Source organism: Thermobifida alba, from assembly GCF_023208015.1.
In the GTDB taxonomy this organism is placed as follows: Bacteria; Actinomycetota; Actinomycetes; order Streptosporangiales; family Streptosporangiaceae; genus Thermobifida; species Thermobifida alba.
The window spans coordinates 167,500-183,263 of the sequence record NZ_CP051627.1 but is presented as its reverse complement, the minus strand read 5'-3'; the positions used below and the strand labels follow the sequence as shown (position 1 = coordinate 183,263).

The 15,764-nt window shown below is 72.4% G+C and carries 14 protein-coding genes and 2 pseudogenes; 10 read left to right on the top strand and 6 right to left on the bottom strand.

Annotation, left to right across the window (positions count from 1 at the left end; all coding sequences use genetic code 11):
• Window positions 1-171 precede the first annotated feature (171 nt).
• The 3 genes and pseudogenes from FOF52_RS22075 to FOF52_RS00750 all read left to right on the top strand — a co-directional run.
• Window positions 172-429 (top strand): annotated as a pseudogene (locus FOF52_RS22075) (sigma factor); the annotation flags it as partial.
• Window positions 429-872, top strand: a pseudogene (locus FOF52_RS00755) (SigE family RNA polymerase sigma factor); the annotation flags it as partial. The pseudogenes FOF52_RS22075 and FOF52_RS00755, both read left to right, overlap by 1 nt.
• Window positions 869-1,549 (top strand): hypothetical protein, encoded by a 681-nt coding sequence (locus tag FOF52_RS00750; RefSeq protein WP_248591904.1) that lies wholly within the window; start codon window positions 869-871, stop codon window positions 1,547-1,549. The pseudogene FOF52_RS00755 and the gene FOF52_RS00750, both read left to right, overlap by 4 nt.
• 57 nt (window positions 1,550-1,606) lie before the next feature.
• On the opposite strand, the gene FOF52_RS00745 is transcribed toward FOF52_RS00750, so the two are convergent.
• From FOF52_RS00745 to hrcA, 3 genes are read right to left on the bottom strand one after another with little or no spacing between them, the layout of a single operon-like run.
• Window positions 1,607-2,353, bottom strand: coding sequence for a 16S rRNA (uracil(1498)-N(3))-methyltransferase (locus FOF52_RS00745; RefSeq protein WP_248591903.1), 747 nt, complete (start codon window positions 2,351-2,353; stop codon window positions 1,607-1,609).
• Window positions 2,350-3,495 carry a molecular chaperone DnaJ gene (dnaJ, locus tag FOF52_RS00740; RefSeq protein ID WP_248591902.1) on the bottom strand — a complete coding sequence of 382 codons (1,146 nt, stop codon included), beginning with the start codon at window positions 3,493-3,495 and terminating at the stop codon, window positions 2,350-2,352. The genes FOF52_RS00745 and dnaJ overlap by 4 nt, the downstream gene beginning before the upstream one ends.
• The gene (gene hrcA, locus FOF52_RS00735) at window positions 3,496-4,509 is read right to left on the bottom strand and encodes a heat-inducible transcriptional repressor HrcA (protein WP_248591901.1); all 1,014 of its coding nucleotides are present in this window, start codon (window positions 4,507-4,509) and stop codon (window positions 3,496-3,498) included.
• Between the two features lie 214 nt (window positions 4,510-4,723).
• Between hrcA and FOF52_RS00730 the strand changes: the two genes are divergently transcribed.
• From FOF52_RS00730 to FOF52_RS00720, 3 genes are all read left to right on the top strand, one after another.
• Complete coding sequence (locus FOF52_RS00730; protein WP_248591900.1) at window positions 4,724-5,560, top strand: DUF3097 domain-containing protein; 837 nt, start codon at window positions 4,724-4,726, stop codon at window positions 5,558-5,560.
• Window positions 5,561-5,921: 361 nt separating this feature from the next.
• Window positions 5,922-6,251, top strand: a complete 330-nt coding sequence (locus FOF52_RS00725) for a DUF4870 domain-containing protein (protein WP_248591899.1) — start codon at window positions 5,922-5,924, stop codon at window positions 6,249-6,251.
• A gap of 169 nt (window positions 6,252-6,420) precedes the next feature.
• Window positions 6,421-6,936 (top strand): DUF4870 domain-containing protein, encoded by a 516-nt coding sequence (locus FOF52_RS00720; protein ID WP_248591898.1) that lies wholly within the window; start codon window positions 6,421-6,423, stop codon window positions 6,934-6,936.
• Between the two features lie 53 nt (window positions 6,937-6,989).
• Here the strand turns inward: FOF52_RS00720 and hemW are convergent, their stop codons facing one another.
• Genes hemW through FOF52_RS00705 form a run of 3 tightly spaced genes read right to left on the bottom strand, consistent with a single transcriptional unit; the run spans window position 6,990 to window position 9,974 of the window.
• A complete protein-coding gene (hemW, locus tag FOF52_RS00715; protein WP_248591897.1) occupies window positions 6,990-8,222 on the bottom strand; it encodes a radical SAM family heme chaperone HemW in 1,233 nt (410 codons plus the stop codon).
• Between the two features lie 56 nt (window positions 8,223-8,278).
• Entirely contained in the window at window positions 8,279-8,920 is a 642-nt protein-coding gene (locus tag FOF52_RS00710) for an MOSC domain-containing protein (RefSeq protein WP_248591896.1), read from the bottom strand.
• 10 nt (window positions 8,921-8,930) lie between these two features.
• Window positions 8,931-9,974 (bottom strand): LacI family DNA-binding transcriptional regulator, encoded by a 1,044-nt coding sequence (locus tag FOF52_RS00705; RefSeq protein ID WP_248591895.1) that lies wholly within the window; start codon window positions 9,972-9,974, stop codon window positions 8,931-8,933.
• 103 nt (window positions 9,975-10,077) lie between these two features.
• Here FOF52_RS00705 and FOF52_RS00700 point away from each other — a divergent pair, with 103 nt between their 5' ends.
• The 4 genes from FOF52_RS00700 to FOF52_RS00685 all read left to right on the top strand — a co-directional run bounded on the left by FOF52_RS00700 (window position 10,078) and on the right by FOF52_RS00685 (window position 15,683).
• Window positions 10,078-11,712, top strand: a complete 1,635-nt coding sequence (locus FOF52_RS00700; protein WP_248591894.1) for a glycoside hydrolase family 13 protein — start codon at window positions 10,078-10,080, stop codon at window positions 11,710-11,712.
• A 234-nt stretch (window positions 11,713-11,946) separates the two neighbouring features.
• A complete protein-coding gene (locus tag FOF52_RS00695; RefSeq protein WP_248591893.1) occupies window positions 11,947-13,197 on the top strand; it encodes a sugar ABC transporter substrate-binding protein in 1,251 nt (416 codons plus the stop codon).
• A gap of 6 nt (window positions 13,198-13,203) precedes the next feature.
• Window positions 13,204-14,814: an ABC transporter permease subunit gene (locus FOF52_RS00690; protein ID WP_248591892.1), complete on the top strand. Its 1,611-nt coding sequence runs from the start codon at window positions 13,204-13,206 to the stop codon at window positions 14,812-14,814.
• A complete protein-coding gene (locus FOF52_RS00685; RefSeq protein ID WP_248591891.1) occupies window positions 14,811-15,683 on the top strand; it encodes a sugar ABC transporter permease in 873 nt (290 codons plus the stop codon). The genes FOF52_RS00690 and FOF52_RS00685 overlap by 4 nt, the downstream gene beginning before the upstream one ends.
• Window positions 15,684-15,764 lie beyond the last annotated feature (81 nt).

Genomic DNA, 15,764 nt, shown 5'->3' with positions numbered 1-15,764 from the left:
TCCCCCCGCCCGCCCCGGCGGAACCCGGCACACCGACCACGCTCCGAGCACCGAAGGAGGTCATGGACGCCTTCTCCGGCAAGCAGCAGTCTCCGACCAAGCGAGAAGAACGGCATGGCCTTTCGTAAACCCGGCGAGAAGGGGCCGCGTCCTAACCACGTGACTGAAACCATGGTGGCGGGAGCGCCCGCAGCAACGGTGTCGGTCGGGTGGGACGCCGACCAGGCGGTGACGCAGCTCTATTCGGCCCACTACCGTCCCCTGGTGCGGCTCGCCGCCCTCCTCGTCCGTGACATCGCCACCGCCGAAGAGGTCGTGCAGGACGCGTTCGTCGCCATGCACGGGGCCTGGCGGCGGCTGCGCGACCCCAACAAGGCGCTCTCCTATCTGCGCCAGTCGGTGGTCAACAAGGCCCGGTCCGTCCTGCGCCCCTGGTGCGGCTCGCCGCCCTCCTCGTCCGTGACATCGCCACCGCCGAAGAGGTCGTGCAGGACGCGTTCGTCGCCATGCACGGGGCCTGGCGGCGGCTGCGCGACCCCAACAAGGCGCTCTCCTATCTGCGCCAGTCGGTGGTCAACAAGGCCCGGTCCGTCCTGCGTCACCGGGCCGTCGTCGAGAAGCACGCCCCCAAGGCGCTTCCCGACGCCCCCAGCGCCGAGCACGGCGCCCTCGGGGAACTGGAGCGCGCCGAAGTGGTCAACGCCCTGCGCGCCCTGCCGACGCGGCAGCGGGAGGCCATCGTCCTGCGGTACTACGGGGACCTCTCCGAGGCCCAGATCGCCGACGCCATGGGCATCAGCCGTGGCGCGGTCAAGAGCCACACGGCACGCGGCATCTCCACGCTCCGCAAGCTCCTGGAGCAAACGACATGACCGAAGAATTCGACGACTTCGAACGACGGCTCAGGGCCGCCCTGCGCGCCGAGGCCGACGACATTCCCGTCTCCCACGACGCGCTGGAACGCATCCGGGCCCGCACCGAACGCAGGGGCCTGTTGCCCTCCTGGTTCGGGCTGGTGTGGTTCCGTCCCGTCGTCGCCGTCGGCGCCGCGGTGCTGATCGCCGGGTCGGTTCTGCTGGGCACCCCGCAGATCCGCGACCACGTGCTGCCAGGATCGTTCGTCTCCGCCTCGGACACCCAGCGGGCCTCGGAGAGTCCGCCGAGCCCGGCGCACGCGCCCGCCGACCGGGACGGTGCGGTGGTCCCCCCGACCGGGGACGCGTCTCCTCCGCCCTCCCCGCCCCTTCCCGGGGCCTCTCCGTCCGCTCCGGAGTCCACGGACTCCCCGGCGGAGTCCGAGCAGCCCGCCTGCGCCTCCGCCGATCCCGGGGAGCGGGACGACGCCGCCGAGGAGGACGGCGACCGCTCCGGTGCGCGGTCCTGCCCGTCGGAGTCGCCCTCTGCCGAACCCGAGCCCGGGGCGTCCTCCCCGCCGGTGGACGACGCCCCGGAGGAGGGGGCCTCCCCGACCCCGGGACCCCCCGGTTCCGCGGAGACCCCCTCCTCCCCGCTCCCGCCGCCCTCCGGGGACGACAGCACCGGCCAGTGACACCGTCCGTCGGACCGTCTGCGGATCGCGGCGTCCGCTGACGCCGCGATCGTCCCGCTACCAGCGGCCGCACCGGGCCTGGAGGACGGCGAGCGCGGCCACCCCCGCCGTGGAGGTGCGCAGTACGGTCGGCCCGAGCAGCGCCCGCACCGCCCCGGCCTCCTCGAAGGCCGCCAGTTCGGCGTCGCCGAAACCGCCCTCGGGTCCGACGACCAGCACGACGTGTCCGCCGGGGCGGGCCACCGCGTCGGGCAGCGGCAGTTCCGACAGCCGCACCGCGCCCTCCTCGTGCAGCACGACGCCCAGTGACGCGGCCGCGAGCAGCGCCGCGACCTCCGCCCGCCCGACCGGTTCGGCGACCTGCGGAACCCTGCTGCGCCGGGCCTGCTTGGCCGCGGCGCGGGCCGCCGAACGCCACTTGGCCAGCGACTTGGCCGCACGGTCCCCCCGCCACCGGGCGACACAGCGCTCCGCCTGCCAGGGCACCAGGGCGTCGACGCCCGCCTCGGTCATGAGCTCCACGGCCAACTCCCCGCGGTCCCCCTTGGGCAGCGCCTGGACCACGGTGATGCGGGGCGCCGGCTCGGCCTCGTGCACGCGTTCGCGCACCGCGCAGGTGACCGTGTCCCTGCCGACCGCGGTGACCACGCAGCGCGCCCGGGTCCCCGCGCCGTCGACGAGGTCGACGGCCTCGCCCACGCCGATCCTGCGCACGGTGGCGGCGTGCCGGCCCTCGGCTCCCGTCACCACCACGGGGTCGGCGTCCAGCGCCGCGGGGTCGACCAGGAAGACCGGGGCCGTCACCGCGCGCCGAACGCGTCGCGGATCCGGGAGAAGAGGTTGCCGTGCCCGGGGCTGAACTTGCCCGGGGGACGGTCCTCACCGCGCAGCTCGGCGAGTTTGCGCAGCAGCGCCTCCTGCTCCTCGTCCAGCTTGCTGGGCGTCTCCACCGTGACGTGGATCAGCAGGTCGCCGCGGCCCGGCGCGTTGAGGTGGTGGCATCCCCTGGAGTTGAGGGTGATGACCTGTCCGGAGTTGGTCCCGGGACGCAGGTCGATCTCCTCGGGGCCGTCGAGGGTGTCGATGGTCAGCGACGCGCCCAGCGCCGCCGCCGTCATCGGCACGGTGACCGTGCAGTGCAGGTCGTCGCCGCGCCGCTCGAAGATCGGGTGCGGGCGCTGCACGATCTCCAGGAAGATGTCGCCGCGCGGCCCGCCGTTCGGACCGACCTCGCCCTCGCCCGCCAGCTGGATCTGGGTGCCGTCCTCGACCCCCGCGGGGATCTGGACCTTGCGGGTGACGCGTTCGCGCACCCGCCCCTCGCCGGCGCAGTCGGGGCAGGGGTTGCGGATGACGGTGCCCTGTCCCGAGCACTGCGGACACGGCCGGGTGGTCATGACCTGGCCGAGGAAGGAGCGGGTGACCTGGGAGACCTCGCCCCGGCCGCCGCACATGTCGCAGGTCTCGCGGTGGCTCCCGCGCGCCGTGCCCTCCCCCTGGCAGGTGTCGCACACGACCGCCGTGGGGAAGGTGATGTCCTTGGTCACGCCGAACGCGGTCTCGGCGAGGTCCAGTTCGACGCGCACCTTGATGCTGCGCCCCCGCCGCATCCGGTCGCGTGCCGTGCGGGTGCCTCCCGCGGCGCCCCCGAAGAACGCGTTCATCAGGTCGTCGAACGGGAAGCCCGCCCCGCCGAAGCCGCCCGCTCCGCCGCCCGCGGCGCCGCCGCGCGCGAAGGGGTCGACGCCCATGTCGAACATGCGGCGCTTCTCCGGGTTGGAGAGCACCTCGTAGGCCTGGGCGACCTCCTTGAACCGCTCCTGCGTCTCCGGGTCGGGGTTGACGTCCGGGTGCAGTTCACGCGCGAGCCGGCGATATGCCTTCTTGATCTCGTCCTGGGTCGCGTCCCGGCGAACGCCGAGGATCTCGTAATAGTCTCTGGCCACTTACTGCCCCGCCAAGATCTGACCGACGTACCTTGCCACTGCGCGTACCGCTCCCATCGTTCCTGGGTAGTCCATCCGGGTCGGGCCGACGACCCCGAGCTTGGCCAGTGTCTGATCGCCGATCCCGTACCCCGCGGCAACGATCGACGTGGCCTGCAGGCCCTCGTGAGCGTTCTCCGCGCCGATGCGTACCGTCAGCATCGAGGCGTCGCCCATCTCACCCAGCAAACGGATGAGCACGACGTTTTCTTCCAGGGCTTCGAGGACGTCCCGGAGCCCGGCCGAGAACCCCATCGCGGCGAGGTTCGCGGTGCCCCCGAAGACGATCTTCTCCTCGTGCTTCTCGACGAGACTCTCCATCAGCACCGACAGCACCGACTCCGCCATCGGGCGGTCGTCTGCCGGAAGCTGGGCGGTGACCGTCGAGAGTGCCTGGGGCGCCTCGGTCAGCCACTTGCCGACGAGGGCCCGGTTGAGCGCCCCGCGCAGGTTCTCGACCACGTCGTCGGAGACCTCCGCGAGGCCGTCGATGACGCGCTGCTCGACCCGGCCGGTGTTGGTGATCAGCACCATCATGACACGCTGCGGACCGAGCGGCACGAGTTCGATGTGCTGCACGCACGACCGGGTCAGCGACGGGTACTGCATGATCGCCACCTGACGGGTCAGGTGCGACAGCAGCCGTACCGTGCGGGAGACGATCTCGTCGAGGTCGACCGCCCCGCCCAGGAACGTCTCGATGGCCCGCCGCTCGGCCCTGGACAGCGGTTTGACCGTGGAGAGCCGGTCCACGAAGAGCCGGTACCCCTTGTCCGTGGGGACCCTTCCCGCGCTGGTGTGCGGCTGGGCGATGTACCCCTGCTCCTCCAACGCCACCATGTCGTTGCGGATCGTCGCCGGGGAGACCCCCAGCTTGTGCCGCTCGACCAGTGCTTTGGACCCCACGGGCTCGTTCGTGGACACGTAGTCTTCGACGATGGCACGCAGCACCGCGAGTTTACGGTCGTCGAGCACGCGCTCACCTCCTGGCACTCCGTGGTCTCAAGTGCTAATTCTATGCGGCGGCACCGAGCAGCGTTATGTCCGCCCAGGCACGGTATCAACCGATACCTGCCCGGCTTTGCCTCCGCGCTCACCCCGTCAGGGGATTCTCCCGCGCTTCCGGCCCCGCCGACGCCGCCTGAAAGCCTCCCACGCCCCGGCGGCCACAGCCACTACACTCCGCCCCATGCCTCCCCACTCCAGGCGATACGGCGACGACGTCCTCTCCGGCGACTGGCGCCGCCCGAAACGGCGGAGCGTCCCGGCCGTCCCCGCCGAACGCGGACTGGTCGTCGAGACCGCCGACGGGGGGTTCTGCGGCGCGGTGGTGGCCTGGGACCGCGCCACCGTCACCCTGGAGGACCGGCACGGCCGGCGGCGGGTGTTCGAGACGGCCCCCGCGGCCTTCCTCCTCGACGGCCGACCGGTGACCCTGGTGCGCCCCGCACCGGAGAGGACCGGCCCCCCGCGCAGCGCCTCGGGTTCGATCCTGGTGGCGGACCACCGGGCGCGGACCGCCCGGCCGAGCCGGATCCTCGTCGAGGGGGTCCAGGACGCCGAGCTCGTGGAGCGGATCTGGGGACACGACCTGCGCGTGGCAGGCGTCGTCGTGGAGTGCCTGGAGGGGGTGGACCGGCTGGCACAGGCCGTCGCGGAGTTCGCGCCCTCCCCCCTGCGGCGGCTCGGCGTGCTCCTGGACCACCTCGTCCCCGGCTCCAAGGAGAGCCGGATCGCCGAACAGGTCGCCTCCCAGCACGTCCTGGTCGTGGGCCACCCCTACGTCGACATCTGGCAGGCGGTGCGCCCCTCGGTCCTGGGCCTGTCCGCCTGGCCCCGGGTACCGCACGGGACGCCCTGGAAGGAGGGGGTGCTGGCGGCGCTCGGCTGGCGGACCGACCCGGCCCAGGCGTGGCGGCGCATCCTGGGCTCGGTGCGCTCCTACGCCGACCTGGAGCCGGAACTGCTGGGTCGTGTCGAAGAACTGATCGATTTCGTGACCGCCCCGTACTCTTCCCCGCACTAGGCTGCGCGGTGCGGACCCGAGGCCCGGGTCAGCGACATCGGCACAGGCAAGGGAAGACATGAGCGAGACACCGCCCGATCCCCCTCCCCACGACCGGTCCCAGGGCCCCTCGGGCCCGCAGCCGGGACTCGGCCCCGGGGGCGCCGACGGCCCGTCCGGCCCCCAGCCGCCGGTTCCGCCCGTCCCGCAGTTCGCTCCGCCGGCCCCTCCGCCCGCGGGCCCGTACTCCGCGCCCCCTGCGGGGTTCCCCCCGCCCGGCAGTGCCCAGCCCCCGGTCGTCCCCGGCCCCCACGGGTACGCCCCCGGGGGCGGCCAGGGGCCTGCGGCGGTCCCGCCGCCCCCTGACGGGAGCACCGGGGCGATGGTCGCGCACCTGGTCGGCGTGGTGTTCGCGTGCGTCGGCTGGCTGCCGGCGCTCATCGTCTACCTGACGCTGAAGGACCGCTCGCCGTTCGCCCGGCACCACGCGGCCGAGGCGCTGAACCTCCAGCTGACCCTGTTCGTCCCGTACGTCGTCGGCGCCGGGCTCTTCGCCGGGTACGGGTTCTTCTCCCCCGACCTGGCCTGGATCGGGTCGGCGGTGGTCGTCGCCGTGTGGCTGGTCTCCCTCGTCTTCGGGGTGCTGGCCGCCACGGCGGCGGCCCGGGACGCCTGGTACCGCTACCCGATCGCCGTTCATCTGGTCAAATAACGGGAACCACCCCTACGGTGGGTCCGTCGGAGTAACCAGACGGCCCGCCGCCCGCCAGGACGGGGACTGTTCGCGGCCCCGGACCGGAACGGCGTCGGACCGCCACGGCGCTGCCGCACCGCGGCCGCCCTGCACCGCACCTCCCCTACCGACAAGCACGAGGACGAGCATGAGCAACCCCTACCCGCCCCACGGCCCCGAAGACTACGGTCAGGGCGGCTACAGTCCCGACCCCTCCGCGATGGGGGGCCAGCCGGGCTACGGCGCCCCCACCCCTCCCCCCGGCTACGGTCCGCAGCCGGGTTACGGGCAGCAGCCGGGCTACGGTCCGCAGCCCGGCTACGGTCCGCAGCCGGGCCACGGCAGCAGCGACGACACCACGTTCGCGATGCTCACCCACCTGCTCGGCATCATCACCGGGTTCGTCGGCCCGCTCATCATGTACCTGGTGAAGAAGGACGAATCCTCCCCCTTCCTGCGGCACCACCTGCTGGAGGCGCTGAACTTCCAGCTCACGGTCACCATCGCCTACGTGGTGTCCTGGGTGCTGATGTTCATCTTCATCGGCACGCTCACCTGGATGGCCGCCGGTATCTGCGCGCTCATCTTCGGCATCCTCGCCGGCATGGCCGCCAGCAAGGGCGAGTGGTACCGCTACCCGGTCAGCATCCGCATGGTCAAGTAGTCCGCGTCCGCGGTCGGGGGCCCGGTCTCCGGGCCCCCTTCGCGTTGCGCCCCTCAGGCGAGGTCGAGGACCAGCGCGTCGGCGAGCAGCCTCCCCCGCAGGGTGAGCACCGCGCGTCCGCGGGCGTGGGCGTCGGCGTCCAGCAGCCCGTCCGCGACGGCGCGGGCCGCCGCGGCGCGTCCGGCCCCGTCGAGCAGGTCCAGCGGGCACCCCTGGACGATCCGCAGCTCCAGCAGGATGCGTTCGAAGCGGCGGTCCTCGGCGGAGAGGACCTCGCGGGCCTGCGCCGGGGTGCGCCCCGCGGCCAGGCGCGCGGCGTAGGCGGCGGGGTGCTTGACGTTCCACCAGCGCACCCCGCCGACGTGGCTGTGCGCGCCGGGCCCGATCCCCCACCAGTCGCCGCCGGTCCAGTACAGCAGGTTGTGCGCGCTGCGCGCGGAGGCGTCGGCCGCCCAGTTGGACACCTCGTACCAGTGCAGTCCCGCGGCGGAGAGCACCTCGTCGGCCAGCAGGTAGCGGTCGGCCATGACGTCGTCGTCGGGCGGGGCCAGTTCGCCGCGGCGCACCCGGGCGGCCAGCCGGGTGCCCTCCTCCACGATGAGCGAGTAGGCGGAGACGTGGTCGGGGCCGGCCGCGACCGCGGCGGTGAGGGACTCCTTCCAGTCGGCCTCGCTCTCCCCGGGCGTGCCGTAGATGAGGTCCAGGTTGACGTGGTCGAACCCGGCCCGGCGGGCCCAGGCCACGCACTGCTCGGGCCGTCCGGGGGTGTGCGTGCGCTCCAGGACCGCCAGCACGTGCTCCCGGGCGCTCTGCATGCCGAAGGAGACGCGGGTGAATCCGGCCTCCCGCAGCCGCAGCAGCACGTCGAGGTCCACGGTCTCGGGGTTGGCCTCGGTGGTGACCTCGGCGTCGGGGGCCAGTCCGAACCGCTCGTCGATCGCCGTGAGGATCCGTGCCAGCTCCTCGGGGGCGAGCAGGGTGGGGGTGCCGCCGCCGACGAAGACGGTGCGCACCGGGAGGTCGCGGTCGCCCAGCACCCGCCGGGCCAGGTCCACCTCCGCGACGGCCTGCTCGGCGTAGGTCCGCGGGGAGGCGACCGCCGAGCCGTCCCGGGAGCGCAGCTCCGCGGCGGTGTAGGTGTTGAAGTCGCAGTAGCCGCAGCGGGTGGCGCAGAACGGCACGTGCACGTAGACCCCGAACGGCCGGGTGCCGAGTTCCGCCAGCGCGGAGTCGGGCAGGGAGCCGTCGGCGGGAACGGGACTGCCGTCGAGTGGGACTGAGGGCATGTCTCCAGTGTCGGCGATGTCCGGTGGTGGCCGCGCCCGGCCGGGGTGCGTCCCGGTCAGGACCGCTGTTCGGCGGCGGCCAGCCGCAGCCGCCACTCCTCGGCGCTGCCGGGCAGGCCCGCGACGCGGCGCAGCAGGGCGACGTCGCGTTCGCGGCGGGCGCGGAAGGCCGTGGCGAGGTCGATGCCGTGGTCGGGGCGGTGCTCCACGACCACCGCGTCGCCGGCGGCGACCTCCCCCTCCTCGACCACCCTCAGGTAGGCGCCGGTGCGCCCCTCCTCGGTGAAGCGCCTGACCCAGCCGCGTTCGCCCAGCCAGTTCTGGAAGGTGCCGCACGGGACGCGCGGCAGCGTCACCTCCAGCAGCGCGGTGCCGACCCGCCACCGCTCCCCGACGAGCGCCCGGCTGACCTCGACGCCGCGCGTGGTGAGGTTCTCACCGAACATCCCGTCGCGCAGCGGCCTGCCCAACCGCTCCTGCCACAGGTCCAGCTCCTCCCTGGCGTAGGCGTAGACCGCCTGGTCGCGGCCGCCGTGGTGGACCGTGTCCGCCTGGGCGTCGCCGGCCAGGCCCAGGGAGCGGACGGCCACCCGCCCGGCGACGGGGCGCTTGTCGATGGCGGTGCGCTTGAGCCGGCCCGCCCACTCGGCGGGGACGGGCAGTCCGACGTTGACCGACAGCACGGTCCCGGTGTCCATGGAGCGCACCCTACCGCCCGGTCGGGGCGGCCCGCTCGTCCAGGGAGGCCCGGTGGACCCCGGTCGAGCCGCGGACGACGAGCTCCGGTTCGAACACGTACTCGGTGCGGGCCGGAGCGTGCCCGGCGATCTCGTCGCACAGGGCCCGGACCGCGGCCAGCGCCATGGCCTGGACCGGCTGGCGCACGGTGGTCAGCGGCGGGTCGGTGAACGCGATGAGCTGGGAGTCGTCGTAGCCGACCACGGACAGGTCCCCGGGCACCGACAGGCCCCGCTGGCGGGCCGCGCGGACCGCGCCCAGCGCCATCAGGTCGGAGCCGCACACGATGGCGGTGACGCCGCGGTCGAGCAGTCTGCTGGCCGCCGCGTGGCCGCCCTCGACCCCGAACAGGGAGAGTTCGACGAGGTCGTCGTGGTGGTCCAGGCCGTGGTCGGCCATCGCGGCCCGGAACCCCGCCAGCTTGCGCTGCACCGGGACGTAGCGGTAGGGGCCGCTGGCGAATCCGATGCGGGTGTGGCCCAGCGCCGCCAGGTGGTTGACCGCGAGCCGGGCCGCAGCCCGGTCGTCGGGGGAGATGAACGACGCGGGGAGCCCCTCGACGTAGCCGTTGACCAGGACGATGGGCAGGCGGCGGGCCAGCAGGGCGCGGTAGCGGTCGTGGTTGGCGGTGGTGTCGGCGTGCAGTCCGGAGACGAAGATGATGCCGGAGACGTTGCGTTCCAGCAGCATCTCCACGTACTCGTCCTCCACGATCCCGCCGGGCGTCTGGGTGCACAGCACCGGGGTGTAACCGTGCTGGGCCAGCACCCCCTCGGCGGCCTGGGCGAACATCGGGAATATCGGGTTCTCCAACTCCGGGACGACCATGCCGACCAGTCCCGCCGAGCGTTGCCTCAGGCGGGCCGGACGTTCGTAGCCGAGCACGTCCAACGCGGTCAGCACGGCCTTGCGCGTGTCCGGACCGACCCCCGGCTTGTCGTTGAGCACCCGGGAAACCGTCGCCTCGCTCACGCCCGCGTGGCGGGCGATGTCGGCCAATCGTGGTGCACCCATGCCAGCACTCTAATCCAAAACCCCCTTCCGCGGCTGCAAGAAGTCGGTAATCTTGCGCAAGTAGTTGCAGCCCTGCTTCCCACCGTGTGACGGAGACACAACCATGCAGCAGACTCCCGACAACGCCACCCTCACGGCGCCGACCTCGCACGCCAGCTGGTGGCGGCACGCGGTCATCTACCAGGTCTACGTCCGCAGCTTCGCCGACTCCAACGGCGACGGCGACGGCGACCTGAACGGCATCCGCGAACGCCTGCCCGCGCTGTCCTCCCTCGGCGTGGACGCGATCTGGCTCACCCCCTTCTACGTCTCCCCGCTGGCCGACGGCGGCTACGACGTCGCCGACTACCGCGACGTCGACCCCCGGTTCGGCACCCTGGCCGACTTCGACGCGCTGCTGGCCGCAGCCCACGACCTGGGCCTCCGGGTCATCATCGACATCGTGCCCAACCACACCTCCTCGGCCCACCGCTGGTTCCGCGAGGCGCTGGCCGCCGGCCCGGGCAGCCCCGAGCGGGACCGGTACGTCTTCCGGCCGGGGCGCGGCAAGGACGGCGAGCTGCCGCCGAACAACTGGCAGTCGATCTTCGGCGGCCCCGCCTGGACCCGCGTGAAGTCCTCCGGGCAGCAGCCCGAGGAGTGGTACCTGCACCTGTTCGACGTCGAACAGCCCGACCTGAACTGGGAGAACCCGGAGGTCCGGGCGGAGTTCGCCGACATCCTGCGGTTCTGGCTGGACCGCGGCGTGGACGGTTTCCGCATCGACGTGGCGCACGGGATGATCAAGGACCCCGCGCTGCCCGACATCGCCGAGGGGCAGAAGGCCGACCTGCTGGACGGCCACACCAAGCTGCCCTACTTCGACCAGGACGGCGTGCACGAGATCTACCGGGAGTGGCGCGCCATCGTCGACAGCTACCCCGGCGAGCGCGCCCTGGTGGCCGAGGCGTGGGTGGAGGACGCCGACCGGGTGGCGCGCTACCTGCGCCCCGACGAGCTGCACCAGGCGTTCAACTTCGAGTACCTCACCGCCGACTGGGACGCCGCGGCGCTGCGCTCGGTCGTCGACCGCTCCCTGGCCGCCAACGGCGCGGTCGGCGCGCCCACCACCTGGGTGCTGTCCAACCACGACGTCACCCGGCACGTCACCCGGTTCGGCGGCGGGGAGACGGGGCTGGCCCGCGCCCGGGCCGCCACCCTGCTGATGCTGGCCCTGCCCGGGTCGGCCTACCTCTACCAGGGGGAGGAGCTGGGACTCCCCGAGGTCACCGACCTTCCGGAGGAGGCGTTGCAGGACCCCACCTGGGAGCGTTCAGGCCGCACCGAGCGGGGCCGCGACGGGTGCCGGGTGCCGATCCCCTGGGAGGGCGAGGAGCCGCCGTTCGGCTTCGGCTGCCCGGCCGAGCTCAGCTGGCTGCCGGTGCCCGCCCAGTGGCGGTCGCTCACCCGGGAGGTCCAGGAGCGCGACCCCGCCTCCACCCTGTCGCTGTACAAGGCGGCCCTGCGGCTGCGCCGGGAGCTGGAGGCGCTCGGCGACGGCTCGCTGACCTGGGGAGAGGCTCCCGAGGACGTGCTGGTACTGTTCCGCGAGCCGGGTTTCTGCTGCGCGGTGAACCTCGGCTCCGCACCGGTCGAACTGCCCCTGGAGGGCGAGGTGCTGCTGTCCAGCGGCCCGGTCGAGCGGGTCGGGGCGCGCCTGGCGCTGCCCGCGGACACCGCGGTGTGGCTGCGGCGCTGACGGGACCGCCGGCGCCCGGGGACGGGCGCCGGCCTCCGCGGGGGTCCGGACGCACGGGGGCGTCCGGACCCCCGCGACGGTTGACCGGAGATTTCACTTGGATTACTCATTCTGTTGCAAGAAAGAGAAAACTCTTCCAACTCTTGCAAAAACTTGCTAACGTCTCACGCCACCGCACCCGGAAAGCCGCGCGGTGCCGGGGGACGCCGCCGCGGCCTGCTCGAAGGAGAATCCATGAAGTTCCGCAACTTCAGCGTGCTGTCGGGCGTGGCAGCCCTGGCACTGCTCGCGACCTCGTGCGGCGGCGGTGGCGACGACACCGCGGCCTCCGAGGAGGCCGCCGACGGCACCATGGTCATCTGGGCCGACCCCAACCGGACCGACGTGCTGATCCCGTATGCGGAGCAGTTCGGCGAGGCCCACGGCATCACCGTCAAGGTCGAGTCCATCCCCAACGAGGACCTGCAGGACAACTTCGTCACCGCCCACCAGGCGGGCTCGCCTCCCGACCTGCTGGTCGGCGCCCACGACTGGACCGGCAACCTGGTCCGCAACGGCGCGATCGACCCCGTCCAACTCCCCCAGGACAAGGCCGACGGGTTCGAACCGGTCGCCCTCGACGCGGTGACCTTCGACGGCCAGCTCTACGGCGTGCCCTACGCCATGGAGAACCTGGTGCTGTTCCGCAACACCGACCTGGCCCCCGACGCCCCCGAGAGCATCGAGGACCTCGTCGACCACGGCAAGGAGCTCAAGGCCGACGGCGAGGTCGAGGAGATCATGAGCCTGCAGGTGGGCTCCGAGGGCGACGCCTACCACATCTACCCGCTGTACACCTCCGCCGGCGGCTACCTGTTCGGCACCGACGACGAGGGCAACCTCGACCCCGACGACATGGGCGTGGGCACCGAGTCCTCCATCGAGGCCTTCGAGAAGATCGCCGAACTCGGCGAGAAGCACGAGGGGGCGCTCAAACGCTCCATCGACAGCCAGAACGCCAGCCCCCTGTTCAACGAGGGCAAGACCGCCTACCTCGTCTCCGGTCCCTGGGCCATCGCCGACATGAAGGAGGCGGGCGTCCCCTACGAGATCAGCCCCGTCCCCGGATTCGCCGACGGCGAGGAGGCCCGCCCCTTCATCGGCGTGCAGGCGTTCTTCGTCTCCTCCGGCGGCGCCAACAAGGTCTTCGCCCAGGAGTTCGTCACCAACTACGTGACCGAGACGAAGCTGGCCGTGGCGCTGTACGAGGCCGACCCCCGTCCCCCGGCGCTGACCGCCGCCCTGGAGGCCGTCTCCGCGGACGACCCCGACCTGGCCAAGATCGTCGAGGCCGGCGCGAACGGCGACCCGCTGCCCGCGCTCCCCGAGATGGCCGCCATCTGGGGACCGTTCGGACAGGCCGAGGCCGCCGTCATCGCCGGCGAGGACGTCGCCGAGGCCGTGGAGGCCGCGGGCGCGGCGATCTCCGAGCAGATCGGCGGCTGATCCGCGGTGGCCCGCAACACCGTCGCGGGCGCTCCCGAGGGGGCGCCCGCTCCCGCGAACCACGGCCGCGGCGAACCCACCGCCTCGGTGCTCGGCCTGACCGTCAAGATCGGTGCGCTGGGCCTGGCCTCCGCCCTGGCGATCTGGGCGGCCGTCCCGCTCGTCGACGCGGCCAACTGGATCGGGGTGGGCGTCGTCGCCGCGGTGACCGCCCTGATCTTCTACGTCTACCTGTCCCCGCGCCGCGTGCCGCTGAAGTACCTGCTGCCCGGCACGCTGCTGCTCATCGCCTTCCAGATCCTGCCGGTGCTGTACACCGTCAGCACCTCGGTGACCAACTTCGGCGACGGGCACCGCGGCGACAAGGAACAGGCCATCGCCGCGATCGAGGCGTACTCCGTGGTGCGCTCCCCCGACTCGCCCAGCTACACCCTCACCGTCGCCGCCGACGGCGACCCGGACACCGGCGACCTGGTGTTCCTGCTGACCGCGGCCGACGGCACCGTCCACGCGGGCGACGCCGAGGGACTCACCGAACTCGCCGCCGACGCCGTCACCACCGACGCCTCCGGCAAGATCACCGCGGCCGAGGACTACACCGTCCTCACCACCGCCCAGATCAACGAGCGCGGCGACGAGATCGCGGACTTCGCGGTGCCCACCGGTGACGGCACCGGCATCCGCTCCAGCGGCCTGTCCCTGGCCTACGAAGGCCAGGCCACCCGCACCTACCAGGAGGACTGCGACTGCATCGTGGACTCCGTCACCGGAGTGGAGTACGCCGCCGACAACACCAACGGCGTCTTCGTCTCCGCCGACGGGCAGCGGCTGCTCCAGGGCTGGCAGGTCAACGTCGGCTTCGCCAACTTCCTGCGGTTCGTCACCGACCCCACCACCGCCGCGTCCTTCCTGTCCATCCTCACCTGGAACATCGGCTTCGCGGCGGGCACCACCCTGCTGGTCTTCGTCGTGGGCCTGGGCCTGGCCCTGGTCATGCACACCCGCAAGCCCCTGCGCGGCCGCACCGTGTACCGCATCCTGCTGGTCCTGCCGTACGCGATGCCCTCGTTCGCGATGCTGCTGCTGTGGCGCGACATGTTCAACACCGACTTCGGACTGATCAACCGGGTGCTGGGGCTGGACGTGAACTGGCTGGGCAACGCCTGGACCGCACGCGGCTCGATCCTGCTGGTCAACACCTGGCTCGGCTTCCCCTACATGTTCCTGGTGGCCACCGGGGCCCTCCAGGCCATCCCCCGGGAGCTGGGGCAGGCGGCCCGCATCGACGGGGCGAGCGCCTGGCAGGCGTTCCGCCACGTCACCCTGCCGCTGCTGATGGTCGCCATGACCCCCATCCTGGTCTCCACCTTCGCGTTCAACTTCAACAACTTCAACGCGGTCTGGCTGACCACCCGGGGCGGCCCGTTCAGCCCCGACAACCCGCTGGCCGGGGCCACCGACCTGCTCATCACCTACACCTTCCGGCTGGCCTTCGGCGGGCAGGGCGCCCAGTACGGGTTCGCCTCGGCGGTGTCGGTCCTCATCTTCCTGATCGTGGCGCTGCTGTCCCTGCTGAGCCTGCGGCAGAGCCGTTCCCTGGAGGAGGTGAACCGGTGACGACCGCGACGCGCGGCCGACGCGCCGCCCGGTGGCTGCGGGAGAACTCCTGGCGGCACCTGCTGCTGTGGTTCGCCCTGGCCTTCGCGCTGTTCCCGATCCTGTTCGTGGTCTCGGCCGCGCTCAACCCGCTGGGCACGCTCAGCTCCAGCCACCTGCTGCCCGGCGGCGCCAGCCTGGACAACGCGCGCGAGCTGTTCGACACCACGCCGTTCGGCTCCTGGTACGCCAACTCCATGCTGCTGGCGCTGTGCAACGCCGCGGTGACGGTGTTCCTGTCCGCGCTGGCCGCCTACGCCTTCAGCCGGTTCCGGTTCGCCGGGCGCCGCATCGGCCTCCTCGGGATCCTGCTGATCCAGATGTTCCCGCAGTTCCTGGCGATCGTGGCGCTCTACCTGATGTTCAACGCGGTCACCGACTACTGGCCCGCCTTCGGCTTCGACACCCGGTGGGGCCTGCTGCTGGTCTACCTGGGCGGCGCGCTGAGCGTGAACACCTGGCTGATGAAGGGCTTCTTCGACACCATCCCGGCGGAACTCGACGAGTCCGCCAAGGTCGACGGCGCCAGCCACGCCCAGGCGTTCTTCCGCATCATGCTGCCGCTGGTGACGCCGGTGCTGGCGATCGTCGGCCTGCTGGTGTTCATCAACACCGTCAACGAGTTCCTCATCGCCAGCGTGTTCCTGCGCGACCCGGAGTCCAAGACCGTCGCCCTGGGCCTGTACGCGCTGGTCGCCGACGAACGCAACGCCAACTTCGGCCTGTTCGCGGTGGGCACCCTGCTCATCGCGCTGCCGACCATGGCGGTCTTCTGGTTCCTGCAGCGCTACATCGTCGAGGGACTGACCTCGGGCGCGGTCAAGGGATGAGCCCCGGGCCGGTGCGGCCGACCCCTCCCCGGTCCGCACCGGCCCCTCCCCGACGCGCTCCCCGGTGTGCGGGCCGGGGAG

What these genes read in the sequence shown, in the direction of transcription:
- FOF52_RS00710 (WP_248591896.1), bottom strand. Translation starts at nt 8,920, where the DNA reads ATGGACACCGGGACCGTGCTGTCGGTCAACGTCGGACTGCCCGTCCCC.
- hemW (WP_248591897.1), bottom strand. Translation starts at nt 8,222, where the DNA reads ATGCCCTCAGTCCCACTCGACGGCAGTCCCGTTCCCGCCGACGGCTCC.
- FOF52_RS00695 (WP_248591893.1), top strand. Translation starts at nt 11,947, where the DNA reads ATGAAGTTCCGCAACTTCAGCGTGCTGTCGGGCGTGGCAGCCCTGGCA.
- FOF52_RS00720 (WP_248591898.1), top strand. Translation starts at nt 6,421, where the DNA reads ATGAGCAACCCCTACCCGCCCCACGGCCCCGAAGACTACGGTCAGGGC.
- FOF52_RS00730 (WP_248591900.1), top strand. Translation starts at nt 4,724, where the DNA reads ATGCCTCCCCACTCCAGGCGATACGGCGACGACGTCCTCTCCGGCGAC.
- FOF52_RS00750 (WP_248591904.1), top strand. Translation starts at nt 869, where the DNA reads ATGACCGAAGAATTCGACGACTTCGAACGACGGCTCAGGGCCGCCCTG.
- FOF52_RS00700 (WP_248591894.1), top strand. Translation starts at nt 10,078, where the DNA reads ATGCAGCAGACTCCCGACAACGCCACCCTCACGGCGCCGACCTCGCAC.
- FOF52_RS00725 (WP_248591899.1), top strand. Translation starts at nt 5,922, where the DNA reads ATGGTCGCGCACCTGGTCGGCGTGGTGTTCGCGTGCGTCGGCTGGCTG.
- FOF52_RS00705 (WP_248591895.1), bottom strand. Translation starts at nt 9,974, where the DNA reads ATGGGTGCACCACGATTGGCCGACATCGCCCGCCACGCGGGCGTGAGC.